This window comes from Streptomyces sp. AC627_RSS907 (genome assembly GCF_019049165.1).
On the sequence record NZ_JAGMUE010000280.1, the window covers coordinates 17,304 to 39,908 of the forward strand.

Annotated in this window: 16 protein-coding genes; 9 read left to right on the forward strand and 7 right to left on the reverse strand. The window is 72.0% G+C overall.

Annotated features, from left to right (window positions below):
- Positions 1-25: 25 nt before the first annotated feature.
- Positions 26-2,740 carry a LuxR family transcriptional regulator gene (locus tag KUM32_RS33330; RefSeq protein WP_217145656.1) on the reverse strand — a complete coding sequence of 905 codons (2,715 nt, stop codon included), beginning with the start codon at positions 2,738-2,740 and terminating at the stop codon, positions 26-28.
- A gap of 375 nt (positions 2,741-3,115) precedes the next feature.
- Here KUM32_RS33330 and KUM32_RS33335 point away from each other — a divergent pair, with 375 nt between their 5' ends.
- From KUM32_RS33335 to KUM32_RS33365, 7 genes are all read left to right on the forward strand, one after another.
- The gene (locus KUM32_RS33335; RefSeq protein ID WP_217145657.1) at positions 3,116-4,237 is read left to right on the forward strand and encodes an agmatinase family protein; all 1,122 of its coding nucleotides are present in this window, start codon (positions 3,116-3,118) and stop codon (positions 4,235-4,237) included.
- A gap of 42 nt (positions 4,238-4,279) precedes the next feature.
- Entirely contained in the window at positions 4,280-5,716 is a 1,437-nt protein-coding gene (locus tag KUM32_RS33340) for a class I adenylate-forming enzyme family protein (RefSeq protein ID WP_217145658.1), read from the forward strand.
- Between the two features lie 40 nt (positions 5,717-5,756).
- The gene (locus KUM32_RS33345) at positions 5,757-6,662 is read left to right on the forward strand and encodes an ACP S-malonyltransferase (RefSeq protein ID WP_217145659.1); all 906 of its coding nucleotides are present in this window, start codon (positions 5,757-5,759) and stop codon (positions 6,660-6,662) included.
- 381 nt (positions 6,663-7,043) lie between these two features.
- Positions 7,044-7,916 (forward strand): SGNH/GDSL hydrolase family protein, encoded by an 873-nt coding sequence (locus KUM32_RS33350; protein WP_217145660.1) that lies wholly within the window; start codon positions 7,044-7,046, stop codon positions 7,914-7,916.
- 110 nt (positions 7,917-8,026) lie between these two features.
- On the forward strand, positions 8,027-8,488 hold the full coding sequence (locus KUM32_RS33355) for a GNAT family N-acetyltransferase (protein WP_217145661.1): 462 nt from the start codon (positions 8,027-8,029) through the stop codon (positions 8,486-8,488).
- 125 nt (positions 8,489-8,613) lie between these two features.
- Positions 8,614-8,769 carry a hypothetical protein gene (locus KUM32_RS33360; RefSeq protein ID WP_217145662.1) on the forward strand — a complete coding sequence of 52 codons (156 nt, stop codon included), beginning with the start codon at positions 8,614-8,616 and terminating at the stop codon, positions 8,767-8,769.
- Positions 8,770-9,074: 305 nt separating this feature from the next.
- On the forward strand, positions 9,075-10,640 hold the full coding sequence (locus KUM32_RS33365) for a hypothetical protein (protein WP_217145663.1): 1,566 nt from the start codon (positions 9,075-9,077) through the stop codon (positions 10,638-10,640).
- Between the two features lie 95 nt (positions 10,641-10,735).
- Here the strand turns inward: KUM32_RS33365 and KUM32_RS33370 are convergent, their stop codons facing one another.
- The 3 genes from KUM32_RS33370 to KUM32_RS33380 are packed head-to-tail and all read right to left on the reverse strand — an operon-like array spanning position 10,736 to position 15,413.
- Positions 10,736-11,821, reverse strand: a complete 1,086-nt coding sequence (locus tag KUM32_RS33370; protein ID WP_254406496.1) for a non-ribosomal peptide synthetase — start codon at positions 11,819-11,821, stop codon at positions 10,736-10,738.
- An 11-nt stretch (positions 11,822-11,832) separates the two neighbouring features.
- Positions 11,833-13,827: a hypothetical protein gene (locus KUM32_RS33375; protein ID WP_217145664.1), complete on the reverse strand. Its 1,995-nt coding sequence runs from the start codon at positions 13,825-13,827 to the stop codon at positions 11,833-11,835.
- Complete coding sequence (locus KUM32_RS33380) at positions 13,824-15,413, reverse strand: transposase (RefSeq protein WP_217145665.1); 1,590 nt, start codon at positions 15,411-15,413, stop codon at positions 13,824-13,826. Before KUM32_RS33380 ends, KUM32_RS33375 begins: the two co-directional genes overlap by 4 nt.
- A 349-nt stretch (positions 15,414-15,762) precedes the next feature.
- On the opposite strand from KUM32_RS33380, the gene KUM32_RS33385 reads away from it, so the two are divergent.
- Together KUM32_RS33385 and KUM32_RS33390 are read left to right on the forward strand one after the other, a co-directional pair.
- Positions 15,763-16,995, forward strand: a complete 1,233-nt coding sequence (locus KUM32_RS33385) for a cytochrome P450 (protein ID WP_217145666.1) — start codon at positions 15,763-15,765, stop codon at positions 16,993-16,995.
- A 216-nt stretch (positions 16,996-17,211) separates the two neighbouring features.
- On the forward strand, positions 17,212-17,475 hold the full coding sequence (locus KUM32_RS33390) for a hypothetical protein (protein WP_217145667.1): 264 nt from the start codon (positions 17,212-17,214) through the stop codon (positions 17,473-17,475).
- Between the two features lie 388 nt (positions 17,476-17,863).
- On the opposite strand, the gene KUM32_RS33395 is transcribed toward KUM32_RS33390, so the two are convergent.
- From KUM32_RS33395 to KUM32_RS33405, 3 genes are all read right to left on the reverse strand, one after another.
- Positions 17,864-20,581 carry a molybdopterin-dependent oxidoreductase gene (locus tag KUM32_RS33395; RefSeq protein ID WP_217145668.1) on the reverse strand — a complete coding sequence of 906 codons (2,718 nt, stop codon included), beginning with the start codon at positions 20,579-20,581 and terminating at the stop codon, positions 17,864-17,866.
- A gap of 3 nt (positions 20,582-20,584) precedes the next feature.
- The gene (locus KUM32_RS33400; protein ID WP_217145669.1) at positions 20,585-21,409 is read right to left on the reverse strand and encodes a xanthine dehydrogenase family protein subunit M; all 825 of its coding nucleotides are present in this window, start codon (positions 21,407-21,409) and stop codon (positions 20,585-20,587) included.
- A 526-nt stretch (positions 21,410-21,935) separates the two neighbouring features.
- On the reverse strand, positions 21,936-22,604 hold the full coding sequence (locus KUM32_RS33405) for a potassium-transporting ATPase subunit C (protein WP_217145670.1): 669 nt from the start codon (positions 22,602-22,604) through the stop codon (positions 21,936-21,938).
- Between the last annotated feature and the right edge of the window lies 1 nt (position 22,605).

The window sequence follows — 22,605 nt, forward strand, 5'->3', positions numbered from 1 at the left end:
CACGCCGCGCACCCGCCGTTGGTGTTCAGGCGATGTTGCTGAACCGGGGGCCGAGTTTGACCAGCAGGTCGGCTCGCCGGGTCACGTTGAGCTTGCGGTACACCTTGGTGAGGTGCTGCTCGACGGTGCTCACCGTGACCAGCAGCTTGTTGGATATCTGCCGGTTGGTGTTGCCCTGGGCGGCCAGCACGGCGACCCGCCGCTCGGCGTCGCTGAGGGAGTTGAAGGCCTCCGCGTAGGACTCGTCGGCGCCCTCGGGGACGGCGTCGTCGACGTCGGGGAGCAGGCGCTGGCGCAGCGCGTCGGCCTGGCAGTCACCGGCCAGGGTGCAGGCCCGGCGCACCGTCATGCGGGCGCGGTGGAAGTCGCCGAGGGAGCGCTGCGCCTGGCTGAGGTCGGCCAGGGTGTGGGCGAGTTCGAGGCGGTCGCCGCAGCCGCGGAGCATCTCGGCGGCCTCCCGCAGCAGGGTGGGGCGCTGGGTGAGGGGCGAGACCGCGGCCAGCACGCGCAGGGCCGCGGCCTTGGTCCGGCTGGGTTCGGGGCCCATCTGGGTCAGCTGGCTCTCGGCCAGCGCGCGGGCCTGCTGCGTCTGGTCGAGTGCCAGGTGGGCGCGGGCGGCGTCGACGCGCCAGGGCACGAGGGCGGGCAGGTCGAGGTCCCAGCGTGCCATGAGGTCACCGCAGGTGGTGAAGTCGTCCAGGGCGGCCTCGGGTATGCCGGCCGCGAGGTAGTAGGCGCCGCGGGCCCGCAGGTAGTGCAGGCCCCAGACGGTCTGGAACGTCGCCTCCGGCACCGGCTGGTCGAGCAGCCGGCCGGCCTCGGCCAGGCGGCCCCGGGCGGTGAGCGCCAGCAGGGCGGTGCCGAGCGGGACACCGACGGCGGCCGCCCAGCTCTCCCGGGACATCGTGTTCAGGGCGACCTCGGCGTTGCGCTGGGCGTCGGCGAGCCGGCCGGAGCGCAGGGCGATGTCGGCACGGATCGCCAGCAGCACGGCCTGCCAGGAGGAGGCGCCGCGTTCGCCGGCCTGGGCGAGGAGGCGGTCGGTCCACTGGCCGGCGGTCTCCAGGTGGTCGGCGCAGACGAGGATGGTCAGCGCCGCGCGGTGCAGGGCCGTGCCGTCGCCGCGCAGTGGTGAGCGCGGCAGGACCCGTTCGGCGGTGACGACGACCGCGTTGTCGGGGCCCTTGTCCCGTACGGTCTCCAGGGCCTGGGCGAGGGCTTCGCGGATGTTGACGACGCCCTCGGCGGGGCGGCGCCTCGGGGTGTGGGGGTGCGTGGGTTCGCTGCCGAGCAGACCCGGGTGGGTGAAGCGGGCCCACACCGTCAGGAAGCGGATCTCGGCGCTCTCCTCGGCGTCGGGTTCCAGGGCGGTGAGGGAGTCGATGATCTCGACGGCCTCGGCGGTGCGGCCCATCCACAGCAGGCAGTGCGCGGTGGAGACGCGTTCCGCGACGGAGAGCCGGCCGGCCCGGACGGCGGCCGTGAGCTGGCCCAGGCGGTGCCCGGCGGCGGCCGGGTCGGTACGCCATTCCGCGCGGAGCAGGGCGACCTTGAGCGTGTCCCGTTCGCTGACGTCGGCGGCGCCGTCGTGGGCGAGGCGCAGCAGGGAGACGGCCGGCTCGGTGTCGCCGGTGCCGAGCAGTCCGTCGGCGGCGGCGCCGAGCACCGGTCCCGCCCAGTCGGGGGCCCGGCCGGCCGCCAGCAGGTGCCGGGCGACGGGGAGCGGCGCCGAGCCCTCTTCGTAGAGGAAGCGGGCGGCCCGCAGGTGCAGTTCGGTCAGCGCGGCGGGCGGGAGCTGGTCGAGGACGGCCTGGCCGGCGGCCGGGTGCGGGAGCCGGCCGTCGGTGACCAGGCCGCTGTTCTTCAGGCTGGCCAGGGCGCGGCGGGCGGCGGCGGTGTCGACCTCGGCGAGCCGGGCGAGGGTGAGCATCCCGGTCGGCGGGCACCGGTCCAGAAGCGCGGTGGCGGCCAGGACCCGCCGGGTGTCCGGGTCGCAGCGGTCCACGTACCGGCGGACGGCTGCGGTGTAGGCACGGCCGGGCAGCGCCTGGCCGTCCCGGTCCAGGCCGGTTTCGCCGGCGCCCCGCAGATCGGCGATGAAGGTGCGGATCAACAGCGGGTTGCCTCCCGAGGCGCGGGTACAGGCGTCCACGAGCGCCTCGCAGGAGCGGTCGCCCAGTGCCTCGGTGAGCAGCTCGCCGACGCCGCGCCGGGACAGCGGCGGCAGTTCCAGGTGGTGGTCGGAGGCGAGCACCATCAGTTCGGCGTACAGCTGGGGGTCGGTCGGCTCCACCAGGTCGCCGGCGCCGACCGCGATCAGGAGACGGGCGCGTCGGGTGCGCCGGGCCACGTGCAGCAGGCAGGACAGGGAGAGCGGGTCGAGGTGGTGGAGGTCGTCGACGACCAGGAGCAGCGGGGTGTGCCGGCTGCTGGCCAGCAACGCGGTGGCCAGCCCGTGCACTTCACGGATCAGCGTGGTCCGGTCGGGGTGGCCGGTCGTGTCGAGGTCGTGCCGGATCTGGCCGGCCAGGCCCAGCGGCAGCTCCCGTTCGGTACGGGCGCCGGTGGCCCACAGGGTCTGGAACCCGGCCTCGTCGGCGCGTTCGGCGAACGCGCGCAGCAGCGCGGTCTTCCCACTGGTCAACGGACCGACGACGGACAGTGTCCGGCCCTGACCGGCCTGACACTCCTCCAGTACGGCCGTGAAGCCGTCGAGCTGTTCCTGCCGTTCGACAAACACCCTGTCTGGCCCTCCACGAGGTCGCGGAGTCGGCTGCCGCACCGTCTCTCGTCTTTTTTCCCCCGAGAGAGACCGCGCGGCATTCGACAACTGAATTGGTTCGTAATGAGAAGCTTTCGCCTTCCCCGTTCGGCTGCTTCAGTATGGACCAGGGAAGATGATCTTCAGCTGAATCGGGCAGGTCCGGGCCGTGAACAAGCAAGCGTGTTCCCGGGCAGCCGTCCACGTCGCTGAACTGGCGCGTTGCCTCTCCAGGTTGGGCGGTAGGGGATCCGCTGGGGTTGGCGCACCCGACCGCGCTCCGTAGCCTGCGGTCGGCGTTGACGAGTCTTCGCACAGTGCGTTGCAAGGCAATACAACGGTTAAGGATTCAGCGTGACGGAAAAGGGCGCCGAAGAAGAGGCGTGGCGAATTCCGGTCGACCGCTCGCAGGCGCCGTCGCGCGAGCCCGGCCCGATAGATCTGCGGCGTAACTTCCTGCAGGCGGCCTACAGCGGAATTCCCACCTTCATGGGCGTACCGGTCGCCCTGAACCCGGAGGACCTGCGGGCCGGCGGCGTCGACGTCGCGGTGTTCGGTGTGCCGCTGGACTCCTCGTCGGGCCACCGGGGCGCCGCCTACGGCCCGCGGGCGCTGCGCTCCGACGAGCGGTACCTGTTCAACACACCGGAGCTGCTGGTGAACGCCAGTACCCGGGTGAGTCCGTTCAACCTGCTGAAGGTGGTCGACTACGGGGACGCGGCGGTCGACATCTTCAGTGTCGAGAAGTCGCTGCCGTCCATCGCCTCGACCGTCACCGAGGTCGCTGAGACGGGGGCGGTGCCGGTGATCCTGGGCGGCGACCACTCCCTGATGATCGCCAGTGTGGGGGCGCTGGCCGACCTGTACGGGCCGGACAAGGTCGGGGTGGTCCACTTCGACGCGCATCCCGACTGCCACGAGCACATCTTCGGGCACCGGATCACCCACGGCACCCCGATCTGGCGGCTCATCGAGGAGAAGCGGATCCCGGGCAAGAACTTCGTGCAGGTGGGCCTGCGCACGCCGACCGGTCCGGACGACTCGCTGTTCAACTGGATGCGCCGCCAGGGCCTGCGCACCCACTTCATGGTGGAGATCGAACGGCTGGGCTTCGACGCGGTGCTGGACAAGGTGATCGAAGAGGTCCTGGACGGCCCCGAGTTCATCTACCTCTCGCTGGACATCGACGTCCTGGACCCGGCGTACGCGCCCGGTACCGGCACCCCGGAGCCGGGCGGGATGACGCCGCGCGAGTTGTTCCCGGCGTTCCGGCGGCTGTGCGCGGAGACCAACGTCGTCGGGATGGACGTGGTGGAGGTCGCGCCGCACCTGGATCCGGGCTACTCGACCACGATGAACGCCCGCCGGGCCATCTTCGAGGGCCTGACCGGCCTGGCGATGAAGAAGGCCGGCATGACCAGCGCCGACTACGTCAACCCCATCGCCTCGGGCCGGCTGAAGTTCCCGCTGACCTGACTTTCGCTCGTACACCCACCCGCGGAAGGACGGCATCCGACGATGACCGCCACTGTGTTCGCGCCCGGTTCCGCCCAGCCCCTGACCGAAGTGGAGCGGTCGGCCGTCGGGGTCGCCGGGGTACTGGCCGGCCTCGGGGTCCGGCCGGGTACCCGTGTGCTGTTCAAGGCGGACAACTCGGCCGCCTGGCTCACGGTGCTGCTCGGCCTGGCCCACGCCGGCGCGTCGATCGTCCTCCTCGACCACCAGGACACCGCCGAGGAGACCACCCGCGTCCACCGGCTGGCCCGGACCGCGCTGACGGTCGTGGACGACGCGGCGGCACCGCCGGCCGTCGGCGAGACGGTACGTGTCGGCCAGTTGCTGACGGCCGCCGCTTCACGGCCCGCTCCCCCGCTCGACGGCCCACTGGACCTGGACCTGTGGCGCGGGCTCCCGGACGGGCTGATCATGTGGTCGTCCGGTTCGACCGGCGTCCCCAAGGGCGTGGTGAAGACCGGTGCGCGGTTCCTGCGGAACCTGGAGCGCAACGCCGAGCAGATCGGCCATCGTCCGGACGACGTACTGTTGCCGCTGCTGCCGTTCTCCCACCAGTACGGCCTGTCGATGGTGCTGATCGCATGGCAGGTGCGCTGCTCCCTGGTGGTCGCCCCGTACCGGCGGCTCGACCAGGCCCTGCGGCTGGCCGGCGAGACCGGCGCCACGGTGCTGGACGCGACGCCCGCCACGTACCGCAGCATCTTCAACATCGTCACCCGGCGGACCGGCACACTGGCCGGCCTGCGGGACGTACGGCTGTTCTGCAGCGGCGCCGCACCGCTGGACCCCACTCTCGTCGACCGGTACGTCGGCCTGTGCGGCAAACCGCTGCTGGACAGTTACGGCAGCACCGAGCTGGGCAACGTGGCCTTCGCGACCGCCGACAACCCGGTGGCCACGGGCCGGCCGGTGGCGGGCATGGGCGTACGGATCGTCGACGACGCGGGCACGGTGCTCGGCCCCGGGGAGACCGGGGAGATCGAGGTCGACTCCCCCGACCTGATGGAGGGCTACCTCGGCCCGGACGGTGAGCTGGCCCCGGCGGTACGGGGCTGGCGGCGCACCGGTGACTTCGGCCGGCTGGACGCGCACGGCAACCTGTCCGTCGTCGGCCGCAAACTGGCCGTGCACCGCATGGGCTACACCCTCTATCCCGAGCGGATCGAGGCGCGGATCGCCGAGGCCGGGTGCTCGGCGAAGGTGATCGCGGTGCCGGACGAGCGGCGCGGCAGCTCCCTGGTGTTCTTCGTCGAGGACGAGTCCGGGGCGGAGGCCGCGCACTGGCGGGAGCGGATCTGCGCGGTGCTGCCCGCCTACGAGCAGCCCAACCGGGTCGTCGTCCTGGACCGGCTGCCGCTCAACCGCAACGGCAAGCCCGACCGGAGGGCACTGGAGCAGTTGGCCGCCCGGCCGGCCGTCGAGAAGCCCCTTGTCCCATGAACCACCCGGCACCCACGGGAACGCTCACGGAGGCCCCCCGATGACCGACGCGATCGTCTTCCCGGCGCTGTCGCCGGTCCGCCGCAAGGACCTCGGCACGTTCCTGATGATCCATCCGTACGCCCGCCGGCGCCTCGCCGAGGCCGACGAGGCGCTCGGCTACCACCTCGCCGACGCGCTGGCCGACGCGCCGGACGACGACTACGCGGAGCCGGTGCAGGTCGCGGTGCTCGTCGCCTGTCTGGCGCTGGCCGAGTGGGCCGGGGAACGGCTCGGCGCCGCACCGGAGTTCTGCGCCGGCCCGAGCTTCGGGGAGCGTGCCGCGCTGGCCTACACCGGCGCGCTGCCGTTCGCGGACACGGTCCGCCTGGTGGACGAGATCGCGCGGACGGAACGGCGGTACTTCGCCGCCGAGCACCGTGACGTCGTCACCCACTCCTTCGTCCGCGTGTCGGAGGAGCGGCTCCACCCGCTGCTGGCCGGCCTGGACTGGCACGACGTGTCCGGCAGGCTGGACGCCGACTTCCACATGGTGTCACTGCGCGAGCCGGAGCTGGACGGTTTCAAGTCGGCGATCAGCGCGGCCGGCGGGTACTCGCTGTACACGATGCGCCCGCCCGCGCACACGTCCCTGTTCTCCGGGGTGCGCGCCCTGATGGAGGACGTGTACGCGCGCTACACCCTGTCCGCGCCGCGCGTCCCGGTGGTCTCGTACCAGGACGGCACGGTGCTGACCGACCCGGAGGCGCTGCGGACCGCGCTGCTCGACGGGTTCGTCAACCCGATCCGCTGGGTCGACACCGTCCGGTCCCTGCGCGACCTGGGCGTCGACCGGCTGTGGATCACCGGCCCGGACGCGATGCTCTCCCGGCTGCGCACCACGGCCGACACCTTCGACGTCGAACTCTGCGACCTGCGACGCGTCCTGGTCCGCCCGCGCCGGTGACGCGCGTCTTCGGACGCGGGCACGCCGGACCGGTACCGGTCGGCCGTCGCGCGAGAGCTGTTCCCGTGACGGTGATGCTGTGCGTCCGGTTGTCCGGTCGCACGCGTTGCCAGGCCCTTCGGTTCCGGGACGCCCCGGGCTCGGGACACCGCTCGTGATCGGGCGGTTCCTCACGTAGCCGGGGCGGGGACACATCGACGAAGCTGGGCCCGGCCTGCGTGCGGAGATCAGCCAAGGCGGACAGGACAATCCGAACAGCCGAGTCACAGATCACCCGCTCGGCGCAACGAAGCCGCGGACCGCCGTGCGGCGGCACGCCTGCTCGAGCAAGCTCGTGACAAGGCGGGCCCACGTCCGCGCCTGTGCCGAATGGAGGCGTCCTTGAAACCAGCCCTGCGCACGGCCTTGGCCGTCGTTCTGTCCACGGGGACCATCTCGGCCACGGCAACGGTCACAGCCGCCCCGGCCGCGGCCGAGCCGCTGCGGTACGTCGCACTCGGCGATTCCTACGCGGCCGCGCCTCTGGTACCGCCGATGGACCCGGCCGACCTGGCATGCCTGCGCTCCCTGGCCGACTATCCCCACATCGCCGCCAAGGTCCTCGGTGCGAAAGTCACCGACGTGAGCTGCTCCGGCGCCACCAGTGCCCATCTGAGCACCGCCCAGCACCCGGGGACCGCGCCCCAGTACGACGCTCTCACGCCGGACACCGACATCGTCAGCGTCACCATCGGCGGCAACGACACCGACCTCTTCGACGAGCTGCTGGGCTGCGTCAACATCCTGCCCCAGCCTTACGGCACCAGTTGCGCGAAGGAGAACACCGCCGGCGGCACCGACAAGGTCCGGGCCCGCATCGACGCCTGGGCACCGGCCTTCGCCACCGTCCTGGACGCCATCGCTCGACGGGCACCGCATGCCGAGATCTTCGTCGTCGGCTACGGCAACTACGTCCGCACCGACGGCTGCCACCCCGCGCAGCCCTTCTGGAAGCAGGACGCCAACTACCTCCAAGGCGCGATCAACCACCTCGGCGCCGTACTGAGGCAGACGGCCGAAGAGCACGGTGCCACCTTCGTCGACACCTACACCCTGAGCATCGGACACGACATCTGCGCCGCCCCCACCGACCGCTACGTCGAGGGCGTGATCCCCACCCGGGTGGCCGCGCCGCTGCATCCCAACGCTCCAGGAGCCCGGAGCGTCGGCGAGGCCCTCGCCGCGGCCGTCCGTGCGACGGCGGCAGGCGGCTGACGCCGGCCGTTCACATCGCCCGAGACCGTCCGGCCAGGGACCGTCGCCTGCCTTTCCCGCACGACCACAGGGTGCGAAGATCGAAAGACCCACACCTGAGCGGGGCGTGGATGGACGTGCTGATCAGGCCCGCACGGGCGACAGAAGCCGACGTACTCACCGACTTGGCGCTCCGGTCCAAGGCGCATTGGGGCTACGACGCCGATTTCCTGGAAGCGTGCCGGGACGAGCTCACCGTCGCCGCGCACGAGGTCGCACGCCGACGGACCATGGTGGCCGACACGGATGGCCACGTCCTGGGCTTCACCACTCTCGAGGGGGAGCCACCCACAGGCGTTCTGGGCATGATGTTCGTCGATCCGCGGGTCATCGGCCAGGGGATCGGCCGCCTGCTGTTCGAACGCACCGTCGCGGCTGGACGAGACCTGGGGTTCACCCGGCTCACGATCGACGCGGACCCGAACGCCGAGCCCTTCTACCGCGCGATGGGCGCAGTCCGCAAGGGAAACGTCCCGTCGGGCTCCATCGCCGGCAGGGTCCTGCCGCGGATGGTCGTCACCGTCCGGCGCTGACAGACGGCGCCGCTCGACAGCGTCATCAGGTTCGCGGCCCGTCCTTCCTCGCTGTGCTTGCCTACCGAGCGGCGCGGCGACCGTCCCGTCTCCACGGGCGGGCGGGTGCCCACTACGCTCAGCGCATGGGCAGCGAAGCGGCGGCGGCCGGAAACCCCGTGTGCCAATGGTGCGACCGTCCGCTGTCAGAGCGCCGATGGCGCCGGTACTGCAACCGTAGGCACGCGATGAAGCACCGCATCGTGGACTTCATCGACAGCCTGCTGAGCGGCCTGTGGTAGTACGGAGCCGACGATCGGGACCGTCGTGACGGCCACGGTTGACGCGGTACCGCGCCATGCCGATGACGTCTGTGCTGCTCCACGATGACATCGGCCTGGACCTCGTCCTCGAGGGCCGCTCCCAGGTAGCCCTGAATGTATCCCGCTCGCCCACCGTCCGAACTGGCGCACCCCGCACTGAAACCACCTCCGCCCCGGATCGTTGACCGTGTAACGCTGCCTGCTCGTCACGGGCCTGGCGAGCAGGGCGACTCCGCGCGAGGGCAGGCGGCGGCTGTCGGGGACACACCAGGAGGGAGAGCGAGATGACGCAGGCCGCGGTGGACGGGCCGGACGAGCGGGTGCCGGGGCGTCGGTGGACGGTGCGTCTGGACGCCGTCGGCCGGGGCAGTCCGGCGGTGCGCGTCTCGTGCAGCCGTCCCGCCTGTGCCGAGCAGCGTCTGCCGTCCGCGGCCGCGGGCCGTGCGGCCGCGATCGCCCACCTCAAGGCACACCTGCGAGCCGCCCCCGCCCCCCGGGCCGAGGCGTACTGCGCCTGCAGGGCCGACGGCTGCCACACCCATCTGCCCGGCACCGGCCGACATGCGCGTGCCGAACCCTGGCGGTGCGGCGGGCCGGTCGTCCTGGCCGTGCTCACTGACCGCGGGGGGCGCTGGTGGCGGGCCATGGAGTGCTGCTCGCGGTGCGCGGCCGCCACCCCGGGCGCAACGACCGCGGCCACCTCCCGGACGCTCGGCCCGCAGGCCACCGACCGCCCTGCCCCCGCAGCCTCCGACACGGGCGCGGGCAGCAGAGCGCCCCAGTTCTCCGACCACCGGACCGCCTCCAGGACGGGGGGTCCGACCCCCCGCGCCGTACCCGCGCGGCGGCGCCCACCACAGGCGAAGATCGCCCAGCGGGTCATCCCGCACGACCTGCGGCCCGTCGCCCTGCGGGACGAACTCGTCGAACTCGGTGACCTCTTCCGCGCCTACCAGAAGCGTGAGCAGCCCGACCTGTCGCTGCTCGCCGAACTCCAGGAACGCAAGGCCCGTGCCTTCACCACCTGGGCCGATGTCACCTGTGACGGCGCCCTGCGAGGGGAGGCCCGACGTGCCGAGCAGGCCGCTGCCGCCATCCGCCTGCAGCACCAGCAGCGCACCGGCGGCATCTCAGGCGACGGGCCGGCCGTGGCGCGTCTGCTGACCGCGCCGGCGCAGTGGGACCACATGCGCTCCGTCCTCGCGCACGTGGCCGACCACACCCCACTGCCCGGACCGGAAGCACGGCTGCTGGTACTGATGCTGACCCTGCGCACCGCGCACACCGGCACCGGCAACCTCGTGGGCCAGGACCTCACCGCTCTGGGTCTGACCGATCCGGAGGACCTGGTCGAGAAACTGACCGGCTGCGGCTGGCTCACCCTGCCCGGCACTGTCGGCGACCTGCTCGCCTCCCGGCCGGAGAACCCCACCCCGATCAGCGTCCCCTCCCTGGTGCCCGACGGGGACGGAACGGGCCCGTTCACGTTCGGCAGGAAGGTGCGGCCCAAGCTCTCCGGCTGGGCCCAGAGGGTCGTCTCGGAAAGGAAGCTCCGCAAGGCCAAGGCCGCCGCCGGCACCCGGCTGCTCGCCCTGACGCTGGCCACCCGGACCGACGCCTCGGGGCGCCTCGGGGCCGGCGGCCGGGGCATCGCCCTGGACGCTCTCGCCGCCTGGGTCCCGGTGGATTCCGGCGAGCTGCGGCACCTGGCCGACCAGTTGAGCGCAGCGGACTGGCTCACCGACGCCGCCCTCACCGAGACCCGCCTCACGGGGCAGCTGACCGAACGTGTCCTTCCGCTCACCTGCCCCCTCCGGGCCGGGCTCGAGGTACCGCACCCGTCCCAGTGAACTCATGACGTCGTCGTCCGTCCTGGGCTCCTGCAACCAGTCGGGACCAGGAACACGTGGGCGTCGGTAGCCGCGGCCGTCGCCGTGGCGTGGAATCACACCTGCGTCTGCGCGATCGCCGCCCGCAGCTCGCGCGCCAGGTGATCGACGTGGGGCTCGACGACGAGCGTGACGTGGTCGCCGGGGAGCTCCCGGACGCGCGGAGGCCGCGTCGAGACTTCTTCCCAGCCTCCCGTGGCGGTCTCGCACAGCGCGGATTCGCAGGCGCGGTAGAACGAGACCGCGCCCGTGTAGACATCCTTGGGCCTGTACCTGGCTCGACAGATGCGAGCGCCGAGATCCACGACACGGCTCATGCGGTCGTCGGGTTCGTCCGGTGGGAACATGCCGCGCTCCCTGGCGAGCCCCGTGACGAACGCCGGTCGTCGCTCCGGCTCGACCGCGAGCAGCGTCCGACGTCTCAGCGGGAGCGCCTGGTTGAACCAGGACGTGAACCCGCTCCCGAAGAAGATCAGTGCCTCGAAAGGGTCCTGGACGATCTCCGTGATCTCGTCGCGGAAGAAGGGGGCGGGTGCGAGGCCGTCAACGGCGGCGAGCAGGGCCACGCGCTCCCCCCGGCGCTGCAACTGCAGGGCCATCTCCAACGCGACCATGGCGCCGACGCAGTGGCCTCCCAGGAGATACGGCCCGCGCGGCTGCACGGCGCGCATGGACCCGATGTGGTCCGCCGCCATGTCCTCCACGCGGTCGAAGGGCGGTTCGGCACCATGGAGCCCCCGGGTCTGGAGGGCGAGGAAGGGCTGGTCCGGCGCCATCCGGCGGGCCAGGGCGTGGAAGTAGTAGACGTTTCCCTCCCCACTCGGCAGGAAGAAGAACGGGCGTTTCGAACCGTGCGGCTGGAGCGGCACGACGGGCTGCTCGGCGAGCTTCCTCGACCGCGCGCGCAGGTGACAGCCGATGCGCTCGATCGTCGGCGCCTCCAGGAACGTCTTCATCGGGGGTGGCTGAGCGCCGAGCTGCGCCGTCGTCGTGTCGAGGACGGCCCGCGCCTCGGCGTGGTCGCCACCGAGGGCGAAGAAGTCATCCTTCACCCCGATGTCGTCCAGGTGGAGGATGTCCGACCAGATCTGCCAGAGCCGCAGTTCGTAGATGTCCCGAGGGGTCACAGGTCGCGGGGGCATGTCCTTCTTCCTCAGCCGTGCCCGGAAACGGGGGTGCGTGCGCGCCGCTCCTGGTCGAGCCGACCGGGACGCGGTCCACCGTGGCATCCTCGGCCCGCGCCGGACGGGTCGCGACGGGGCAGGAGTTCCCGGTCGCGCACGCGGCGTTTGACCGGCGTCGGCAGCGCGCCGGAGACCGCCTCGCGCGCGAGCACGCTCGCGATGAGGTGCGCGACGCGCGACCAGTCGCAGTACCCGTCGATCGCCGCGCGCTGGCGCGACTGGACGTCCGGCTCCATCGCACGGCGCAGCGTGGTCAGTGCCTTCTGCTTGTCGTCACCGAGTGTGTCCACGAGGACCGGCAGCGGCGAGTCGGGGTACTGGGCGCACTGGGTGGCATAGAGCCGCTCGAGCTGGAACGCGTAGACCGCGCGCTCCATGGCCACCTCCGCCGTGATCGCGTCCACGGTTCCGTCCGGCCCCGCCAGCGGGTCGGGCGACATGAGGAGCGGGGGGACGCCGTTCGCCAGGGCGGCGCCGATACTGCTCAGGCCCGGGCGGCAGACGAAGGCCGCCCGCGGTTTGGCGCGGAGTGCCCGGAGGAGCGTGCTCCAGTGCTCGTTGATCCAGCCGAGGAGCGTCACGTTCGCACGGGGCCGGCGCTCGAGCTCGCGGGCCAGCCACGCGCGGTCCTCCGCGCTCCCGCCCGCGAACAGGAACTGCGTCTCCTCCATCCGCGCCGCCAGCGCCAGCATCGTGCTCCAGTGTTGGCGGCTGCGGGTGGAGAAGCCGTTGCCCTGCGACACGAGCGCGACGCCGCGTGGGTCCCGTGGGGTGAAGAGGTACCGGAGCGCCGCCCAGCGCTGGGCCAGGACGGCACCGGCCCGCTCGGCGGCCTGTTCCGGGCAGAGCTCGCTGGCTTGGCCGAGCGGCGGGACGACCACATAGGGCCGCTTGCCCGACTCCAGCGACAGCCGGTCACGCCAGTCGACGGCTTGATACCAGATCGTGCCGTTGCGAGGCAGGCGGACCGTGATCTCCCGGCTGGCGGCTTCGAAGTCGGCCGAGGGGTTGCGCCGCACATCGGTCCCCGATGCACGCAGCGCGTCCTGCAGCTCGCGCCGCGTGTGGATGGCCGGGGCGGACGCGGCCAGAAGCTCGGCCACTCCCGTCGCCGGCTCCGACGACCGGGCCCGGCCCGCCAGTTGCCTCAGACACGGGAACTCCTCGAACGCATAGCGCACGGTGTGCAGAGGGACTTCCTTCTGCTGCGCGTGCTCGGCGAGCTGGTGCAGGATCCAGGTCTCCGGCCGGCAGTCGTTGACGATGGCGGCGGCGCCCGCGCCGGCCTGGGCGAGTTCGAGGTTGTCCGCGATCCAGAGGAGAGCCGCCTCGCGGTTCAGGAGCTCCGGTCGCGCGATGTTGGCGACGTCGGAGGGTGTGATCGTTGCCGACTCCGAGTCGCTGTAACGGAGCGGGACGACATGGAGGCCCGCTGAGCTCTCGGCCTTGCTGCGGGCGTGGGCCGCGTCCTCCTGCCGCCGGATCGCGGCGGTGAACGGGATGGGTTCCGGGAGCCTGGCGAGGGCTCCGTGCACCGCTGGTACCCAGCCCGTCGTGTGCCCGAACGCCTGGGCGACGTACAGGGCACCCGTACCAGCGGACGGGCCGTGGACCGTCACACGGAAGCGGCCCGCGCGCCGGGGGTCCGGCCTCGTGGTGTAGAGCGAGGCCTGCGCCTCCGGCAGGGACGAGCCGTCGCGCGGGACGAGCACCGCCAGCCTCTCGTCGCGGTCCGAGACGAGAATGCTGTCCGGGCCGGCAGCCAGGGCGAACGCCGCCTCGTCCTGGGCCGGCGGCGCGTCCTCGACCGGCAGCGGCCGCCCGGCGACGGCGATCCGCGGCAACCGTCCGGGTACGGCGTACGTCACCTCCACGCGCCCGAGCGAGAGCGTCACGGCGCTGCCACGGAGCGCGCGGAACGGCTCGTCCGGCGGCGGATGCGCGCAGACCGAAGAGGCTGTCACCGGGAGGCCTCGTCCGCGTGAAGATCCCTGGCGATCATGTCCTCGTAGGTCTCCGGGCGTCGGATGAGCGTCTCGCGGCCGTGGTCCAGGACCACGACGCCCGGCTGTGGGAAGCAGAAGGAGTTCGAGAAGGAGACCAGGTAGGCCCCCGCGTCCATGAGGGCGAGCGTGTCTCCGACCCGGAGTGGGGGAAGCTCGACGGTCTGACGCAGGCAGTCCATCGGGCTGCAGGTAGGACCGTCGAGGGTGTAGGTCTCGCTCCGGGATGCGCCCCACCGCTCGGCATGGAAGATCTCGTGGTACTCGCGGTGCAGGATGTGGGCGATGTTCTCGCCGGCGTCCAGGATCGCGTGCGCGTGCCCCGCTCCGGGCGCGTTGAGGCTGTTGACCCGGCAGAGCAGCATCTGGGTGTTCCCGGTCAGCGCGCGTCCGGGCTCCAGCAGGACGCGAGGCGCCGGTCGGCCGGCGCGACGGAAGTGGTCCTCGACCTGCTCGACGAGCAGCGCCAGGTAGCGTTCGACGGAAAGTCTGCGGCCCACCCGCTCGGCGAGCGGGAGCGGCGAGGCATCGAGCGGCAGCACGGTCGGGACCGCCAGGCTCCCACCGAGGTCGAGCAGCTCCACGGCGAGGCCGAGCCGGGCGTGGAGCGCGTCGCAGAACTCCAGCACCTCGCGGACGAAGCGCTCCAACGTGTCCGCGTCCTCGATGGCCACGCCGCGGTGTGCGTGCAGTCCGACGACCCGCAGGGAGGCATGCGCCAGGGCTTCCTCGTAGGCCGCCAAAGCCTGCCCTCCGGCGATCGGGACTCCGAACTTGCCCGACCAGCTGTCGGAGGTCGCCACGCGCAGGCCCACGTCGGTGCGCTTGCCGAGCTCCGCGGCGGCCCGTGCGACGAGCGCGATCTCCTCGCGATGGTTCAGGTGGGTGATCAGCAGGTCGCTCCGGACCAACGTGCGCGCGAGACCCTGGGTCTTGCCCGGGCCGTTGTAGATGATCCTTCCGGGCTCGACCCCGAGCCGCAGGGCGAGCCACAGCTCGTACGGAGAGACCACCTCGGCTCCGACGCCGAGCTGCGAGAGCCTTTGGAGCACGGCCGGAACCGGGTTGGTCTTGTAGGAGTAGAAGACTTCGACACCCAGCGACCGGCCCTGCGGCACCTGCTGGAAACGCCGGACGTTCTCGGCGAGCCGGGCGCCGTGCACGACGAAGAGAGGGCTCCCCCAGCGGTCCGCCAGGCTCCTGAGCGGTTTCCCCTCCAGACACAGCGCCCCTTCGGCGCACGTCAGGCCCCAGGTCTCGGGATGGAGGGACTGTGCTGCCCCGGCGGAGGGGTCGGGGCGGTGTTCCGGTGAGGTGCGAGGTGGGGACACGAACTCGGCCGTCCGCCGCGGCACCGCATGCGGTACGGCGTCGTCGGCGCTGCTCGTACCGGGAAGCCGGCCGGAATCGGTCAGCTCCTGGCGTCGCCACGTGTAGATCGTCTGGTCGCTGATGTCGAGATCCGCAGCGATCTGTGCGACACGGCGGCCCGCGGCGACCAGGTCGAGCACCTTCCGCCGGAACTCCGGCGGGTATTGCTTGGGCATGGGAAGCGGCCCTCCGAGCAACTGGGATCAGTAATCCTCCAGCAACCCGGCTCCGGGCAACAGCGGGAACATCAGTTCGGCGCCGCGCTGGACCGGGACTGGGACTGGGACTGGGACTGGGACCACCAACTGCCGTGCCCCGGAAGCGGTCACGACGGTCCCCGTCCTCCAGCTCGCCGAACAGCGGGGCGATGTGCTGGTACTTCACTGCCGCAGTCGGCTGGTGGAAGCTGAGGTCCTGACCGTTCCTGATTCCCGGGAGGAGTTGGCGTCCCCGCCCTCGCGGTGTTCGTCGGCCGCTCGGCAACCGGACCCCCTCACCTCCCCCTCAAGCCGGAGGAGAGCCACCGTGTCCGAACAGCAGATTCTCGTCCTCAGCCCCACCGGATCCGACCCGGATGCCGAACACCGGGCCCTGCGCGAGCGCGGCCCGGCCACCTTGGTGGACATCCTCGGCGTGCGCGCCTGGTCCGTCTCCGACCCGGCCCTTCTCAAGCAGTTGCTGACCAGCAAGGACGTCTCCAAGGACGGCCGCGCCCACTGGCCGGCCTTCGCCGAGACCGTGGCCACCTGGCCCTTGGCCCTGTGGGTGACGGTGGAGAACATGTTCACCGCCTACGGCACACACCACAGCCGCCTGCGACGCATGGTTGCTCCCGCTCTCTCGGCCCGCCGTACCGCCGCCCTCCAGCCGGACATCGAAGCCCTGGTGGCCGGCATCCTCGACGACCTCGACGGCCTCCCCGGCGAGACGGTCGACCTGCGCGAGCACCTCGCCTACCCGCTCACGATCGCCGTCATCGGCAAGCTCATGGGGGTACCCGCGGGCCACCGCGCCGGCTTCCGCACCATGGTGGACAACGTGTTCGCCACTCACCTGGCCGCCGAGGAACAGGCCGCGAACACCGCCGCCCTCTACGGCCTGCTGGACACCCTGATCGAGGCCAAGCGCGCCGAGCCCGGTGAGGACATGACCTCGCTGCTGATCGCCACCCGCGACGAGGAGGACGGTTCCGCCCTCAGCCACGCCGAGCTGCGCGACACGCTCCTGCTCATGATCAGCGCCGGGTACGAGACCACCGTCAACGTCATCGACCAGGCCATCACCACCCTGCTGACCGAACCCCAGCAGCTCGCCCACGTCCGGGAAGGCCGCTGCACCTGGCAGGACGTCGTCGAGGAGACCCTGCGCCACCAGCCCGCGGCCAAGCACCTTCCCCTGCGTTACGCCCTCACCGACATCCCCCTCCCGGACGGACAGACGATCAAGGCCGGTGAAGCGATCCTCGCCTCCTACGCCGCCGCCAACCGCCACCCCGACTGGCACGAGGACGCCGACCGATTCGACGCCACCCGCGCCAACAAGGAACACCTGGCCTTCGGACACGGCGTGCACTTCTGCCTCGGCGCTCCGCTCGCCCGGCTCGAAGTCACCACCGCACTGCGCCTGCTCTTCGAACGCTTTCCCGACGCCCAACTCGCCACGGAGCGAGCCGCGCTGAGGAGACTGCCGAGCCTCATCAGCAACGGGCACACCTCCGTCCCCGTGCGCCTGCGCCCGACGCCGCGCATGCCCGCATGAACTCCCACTCCCCCCTTGCGGGCGACCTGCGACCGGCGCCGAGGGTACTGACCGGCCCGAACTGCCCCCGCATCGCGAGCAGATCGCACGGTGGTGCGACTGAGGGGCATGTGCGGGGCAGCCGGAGACGGGGCCATCCGGGTGCGGGCCATCGTCTGAGCGGGGGACGGACGTCCTGGGGACGCAACCAGACGCGGGCCGGCTCGTTCTACGGGCATGATCACGATCAAGACGGTGACGCGTTCGGCGGTGGCTGTCGGCCTGGCCGTCAGCGCACTCGCAGCATCCGGCACTGCGTTCGCGGCGCCTGAACCCTCCAGTCCTGCCGTGGGGCAGCATGTGCCGCTGGTCGGCCCGACCCTGTGCCAGCTCGGCATCCTGCTCTGCGCTGCTCCCGAGGGAGAGCAGGCCCCCCAGGGAGAGGAGGCTCCCGAAGGAGAGCAGGCCCCCCAGGGAGAGGAGGCTCCCGAACCGAACTGAGCCGCCCGGCCTGTCGTCCGCGCAGTCACTGTGCGGGAAGCCGTGGGCCCACGCCGGTCACGGGGTGGGCCCACGGCTTCACCTTTCATACCCGGCGTCGGTGGTGCCGGAGACGGCGCGACGCCGTGCGCGCCCAGCCCTTGGGACGGCCGACGCCGCAAGAACGGCCGCGTATCAGGCCGCCGATCAAGAAGAAGTCCCGTAACCGCCGCAGCGGTTACGGGACATGTGTGGAGCGCTGGGCAGGCCTTGCACCTGCATTTCCCCGCAGGAAGCGGGGCGTCTTTCCTTGGACGACCAACGCGTGGAGTGAAGCCGCCGCAGCGGCCCGCCTCTCAAGATCCACTATAGGGCATGGGCGCCGACAAGGCATCTGCGGAAGGTGAAGTCACTCCGTACCGCGGGGTGTCACCGTCCGGTGCGCGTCGGTCAAGGCCGACCACACGGTGTCGGGGCGCAGGGGCAGGGTGGTGAAGCGGATGCCGGTGGCGTCGCGGATGGCGTTGGCGAGGGCGGGGGCGACGGGGTTGAAGGGCAGTTCGCTCATCGGCTTGGGCGGGGCCTGGTCCGGGTCGCCGGGGGGTACGAGGTGGATCTCGGGCGGTGGTACTTCGCCGAAGTGGGGGATGGTGTAGGTGCGCAGGTCCACGGAGGTGACGTGTCCTGCGCAGTCGGTGGGGAGGTCTTCCCGGAGTGTGGTGCCGACGCCTTGGACGATGGCTCCCTCGATCTGCCCGCGGCACTGGGCGGTGTCGAGCACGGTGCCGGCGTCGGCGACGTGCACGCTGTCGAGAATGCGCACGAGCCCGGTGACGGCGTCGACTTCGACGCGGAACCACTGCGCGCTGAACGCCAGGCCCGGGACGGCGTCGTCCGCGTAGGCGGCTGCGTGAGCGCGGAGCGGGGCCTTGGCGGTGTGCGCATGGGTGTGCACGGCGGTGAGGGCGAGCGGGGCGCCGTCGCAGTGGACGGCGTCGGGGCCCAGCCGGCAGGCGGCGTAGCTGGTGGCGGTGTGGACGGCCGCGACGGTTCTCAGACGTTCGGTGAGTTCCCGGCACGCCTGGGCGACGGCACGGCCGGTGAGGGTGACACCCGTGGAAGCGAAGCCGCCGCTGTGGTGGTCGAGCAGATCGGTGTCGGCGTCGCAGAGGTGGACCCGGTCCGGGGCGGTGGCGAGGGCCTGTGCGGCGATGCGGCGCAGGACGCTGCCGGTGCCGCTGCCGAATTCGGGGACGGCGGTGGTCAGGTCGTAGTGGCCGTCGGGGCGCAGGGCGACGGCGGCTTGGGCGATGTGCCCGTCGGCGGGGACGGTGTGCTGGGTGACGAACGCCATCCCCTCTCCGACCAGGTGGCGTCGCCCTGTCGGCCTGGGCCGGGTGCGCAGGCGGCGGGCGCGGGCCTCGCCGAGGGTGTCCAGACAACGAACGAGACCGGAGTCCATGACGGGATACCGTCCGGCGGCGCCGGGGAAGTGGGCCCTGTCGCCCGGGCGGAGGTAGGCACGTCTGCGCAGGGCCAGGGGATCGAGACGAAGGCGGCGGGCGAGGTCGTCCAGGGCGGACTCGACGGCGAAGGCGAGCTGGCCGACGCCGTAGCCGCGGAAGGCTCCTGCGGGCACGTTGTGGGTGCGCACGCAGTACCCCTCGACGGAGAGGTTCGCGCAGCGGTAGAGGGCGACGGCTTCGGTGCACGCGACGGCGAGGACGGAGGGGCCCTGGTTGCCGTAGGCGCCGGTGTCGGAGACGACGCGCAGCTTGAGGGCGGTGAGCGCGCCGTCGCGGCGTGCGCCGAGGGTGACCTTGACGTGGAAGGGGTGACGGGTGGTGGTGGCGGTGAGCTCGTCGGTGCGGGTGTGCTCCAGTTGCACGGGGCGGCCGGTGTGCAGGGCGGCGAGCAGGGTGATGTCCTCGGTCTGCAGGTCCTGCCCGCGACCGAAGGAGCCGCCCAGGCGTCCGGCGGTGACGCGAAGACGGTCCGGGGTGAGCCCGAACACCGCGCACAGACGCCGCCGGACCAGATGCGGGGCCTGGGTGGCGGAGTGGAGGTGGAGGCGGCCGTCGGAGCCGGTCCAGGCCCGGCTGGCGTGGCATTCCATGGCGGTGTGCTGCACCCGCTGGGTGTGGAAGACGGCTTCGTGGACGATGTCCGCCTCGGCCAGGCCCTGCTCGACGTCTCCCAGGGCCTGGTGGAACTCACCGGCGACGTTGCCGTCCTCGTGCACCCGCACGGACCGCGGACGCAGGGCCTGCTCGGGCTCGGTGACGGACGGCTGGACCTGGTAGGTGACCTGGACGAGGCGGGAGGCCTGCACGGCGGTGGCTGGGCTGTCGGCGACGACGGCGGCGACGCGCTGCCCGACGTGGCGCACGATGTCGTCCAGGACGCGGGTGTCGGCGGGGTCGTCGTCGGGGTTCTCGTGCAGGGCCGTGGAGAAACGCGTGCGGGGCGCATCACGGTGGGTGAGCACGGCGTGCACGCCCGGCATGGCCAGCGCGTCGGTGGCGTCGACGTCCACGACCCTGGCATGCCGGTGCGGGGAGCGGACCAGGGCGATGTGCAGCAGGCCGTCCGGCTCTGGACGGTCCAGGGTGAAGCGTGCGCTGCCGGTAACGACCTCACGGGTGACCGGGTCCACGTCGTCGGCGGCCTGGGGTGCGGGTGGTCCGGGGTGGGCGTGCGCGGTCCGCACCGCCTCGCCGATGGGACGGTAGCCCGTGCACCGGCACAGGTTGCCCTTCAGGGCCTGCGGTAGATCGGTGAGCTGCTCACGCGTCAGGGCGGCGGCGGTCATGACGAACCCCGGCGTGCAGTAGCCGCACTGGAACGCCTTCGACCGGGCGAACGCGTCCTGCACCGGGTGCATCCGGTCTCCCGAGCCGAGGCCCGTCACGGTCGTGACGGTGCGTCCGTCGACACGGTGCGCGGGATACAGGCAGCTGTGCACGGCCAGTCCGTCCACGTGCACGGTGCAGGCGCCGCAGTCACCCGTGTCACAGCCCTTCTTCACCCCCGTACGGTCACGCTCGCGCAGATAGGTACGCAGGCACTGCCCCGGCCTCGGCGGCTCATGACTCTCGCCGGCATCGATGCGTACGGAGAAGGACACGGGCTACCCCCTTCCCGCCAGCTCGCCGCGCACTTCCTCCGCGAGGTGCAGTGCCAGGTGGCGGCGCCAGTCCGCCCGGCCGTGGGCGTCCTGGAGGAGCAGGTCCGGAGTGAGCGCCTCCTCCAGCGCCCGCCGCAGCTCCGTAGCGGCCGGGGCGCGGCTGAAGGAAACGGTCACCGGGCGGGTCGTGGCGGCGGTGACGGCGACGGTCAGCCGCCCGGCCCCTGGCTCGTGGGTACCGGTCACCAGGGCGACCGACCTGCCCCATGGGTGTGTGCTCACCCTGCGCACCGTGCTGCGCTCCGCGAGCGCGGTGGCGGGCAACCAGACGGAGCGCAGCAGCTCGCCGGGGAGCAGCACCGTGGTGCCGGAGCCGGTCACGAACTGCTCTGCGGGCACCTCCCGCCTCCGTCCGTCGAGGCCGGACATCCGGCACACCCCGCGCAGCGCCACGGCCAGGGAGATCACGGAGCCGACGGGCAGTGCCGTACACAGGTTCCCGCCCACCGTCGCCGTGTTCCACACCTTGAAGGACGACGAGAACGCCCGGCAGCACCCGGAGATGAGCGCGCGTCCCGTCGGCCACGGCCCGTACGGTGCCTCGGCGTAGGTGAGGAGCTCGGCGATGGTGCAGGTGGCTGCCACCTCGAGGCCGTCCTCAGTCGCCGTCAGCGGTTCCCACCTCCAGGTGCCGAGGTCACGCAACCGCCGAAGACCGGGCCGGGGCTCGGCGAACAGCACCGTGCCGCCCGCCAGCCAGGCGTCGCCCGGCTGCCAGGGCAGGACGTCTCGCCCGTCGACGACCTCGCGCACCGCTGTCAGGTCCATGCGCCCTCTCCGCTCGTCCGCCGGCGCGGGTCAGGCCGGCTCGGCCGGGTTTCCGATGCACAGCTAGGGTGCCCGAGGCCGGAAGCGGGCAAGGGAACCGAACGGGTGATGCACCCTTTTCCCGCCCGCACCGTCCTTCTTGGGGGGACATGGCGGAGGGACCGGCCACCGGCACAGACCGCCCGCCAGGCCCCAGATTTCGCCGGAGCGACGACCGTGCGTCCGGTGCGGCCCCGACGCACGGGGGTGCGAGGACATCGCTCGCCCGGTGCGCCGGACCCGTCACCACCGCCGGCTCGACTACGTCCCCGTCGGTTCGCCGCGCGCTCAGCCGCACACCTCTGGTGCCGCCGGCCCCGGCCGGTATCCGGTGACGCTGTAGCGCTGGGACGGGAGAACATCTGGCTTCCGGTCGTGCGCGGGGGCGGAGCGGGCCACCGGTGGTTCGGTGCGGTGGGAGCCGGCGGTCCCGGGAAAGGTTCCCGGTGGCCGGCTCCCACGCTTCGGGCGTCACCCCGTCACCCCGTCACCTCTCGGCCACGAGTTCCTTGAGCGCGATGTTCAGTTCGAGCACGTTCACGCGGGGCTCGCCGATGAAGCCGAGCGTGCGGCTCTCGGTGTGCTCGTCGACGAGCATTCGGACCTTCTCGACGGGCAGGCCGTTCCTGGCGGCGACCCGGTGGACCTGGAGGTCCGCGTACTGGGGGGAGATGGCCGGGTCCAAACCGGAGCCGGAGGAGGTGACCGCGTCGGCGGGCACGTCGGAAGGCTTGACGGTGTGGCCGGGTACGGAGTTGTCCTCGATGACGGCCGCCTTGGCGTCCCTCACCCACTGGATCAGTTCTTCGTTGTCGGCGGAACGGTTGGTGGCTCCGGAGAGGACGAGGTCGTACTGGGTGTTGACACTATTGGTGCCGAGGCCGTTGGCCGGGCGGCCCTGGAACCACTTGAGGTCGGGTTCCGGGGTCTCCTGGCCGTCCTTCAGCGGCAGGTTGTACGACTGGCCGATCAGGGACGAACCGACGACCTTGCCGTCCGCCTTGATCTCGGAACCGTCGGCCTTGCCGGGGAAGAGCCCCTGGGCGATGCCGGTGACGACCAGCGGGTAGACGATGCCGGTGACGACGGTGAGGACGAGGAGGGCGCGCAGGCCCGCCCCGAGCAGCCGTGCGGTGTTGGTCATGGGGGTGTTCATG

What these genes read in the sequence shown, in the direction of transcription:
- KUM32_RS33340 (WP_217145658.1), top strand. Translation starts at nt 4,280, where the DNA reads ATGACCGCCACTGTGTTCGCGCCCGGTTCCGCCCAGCCCCTGACCGAA.
- KUM32_RS33345 (WP_217145659.1), top strand. Translation starts at nt 5,757, where the DNA reads ATGACCGACGCGATCGTCTTCCCGGCGCTGTCGCCGGTCCGCCGCAAG.
- KUM32_RS33355 (WP_217145661.1), top strand. Translation starts at nt 8,027, where the DNA reads ATGGACGTGCTGATCAGGCCCGCACGGGCGACAGAAGCCGACGTACTC.
- KUM32_RS33360 (WP_217145662.1), top strand. Translation starts at nt 8,614, where the DNA reads ATGGGCAGCGAAGCGGCGGCGGCCGGAAACCCCGTGTGCCAATGGTGC.
- KUM32_RS33365 (WP_217145663.1), top strand. Translation starts at nt 9,075, where the DNA reads ATGACGCAGGCCGCGGTGGACGGGCCGGACGAGCGGGTGCCGGGGCGT.
- KUM32_RS33370 (WP_254406496.1), bottom strand. Translation starts at nt 11,821, where the DNA reads ATGCCCCCGCGACCTGTGACCCCTCGGGACATCTACGAACTGCGGCTC.
- KUM32_RS33380 (WP_217145665.1), bottom strand. Translation starts at nt 15,413, where the DNA reads ATGCCCAAGCAATACCCGCCGGAGTTCCGGCGGAAGGTGCTCGACCTG.
- KUM32_RS33390 (WP_217145667.1), top strand. Translation starts at nt 17,212, where the DNA reads ATGATCACGATCAAGACGGTGACGCGTTCGGCGGTGGCTGTCGGCCTG.
- KUM32_RS33400 (WP_217145669.1), bottom strand. Translation starts at nt 21,409, where the DNA reads ATGGACCTGACAGCGGTGCGCGAGGTCGTCGACGGGCGAGACGTCCTG.
- KUM32_RS33405 (WP_217145670.1), bottom strand. Translation starts at nt 22,604, where the DNA reads ATGAACACCCCCATGACCAACACCGCACGGCTGCTCGGGGCGGGCCTG.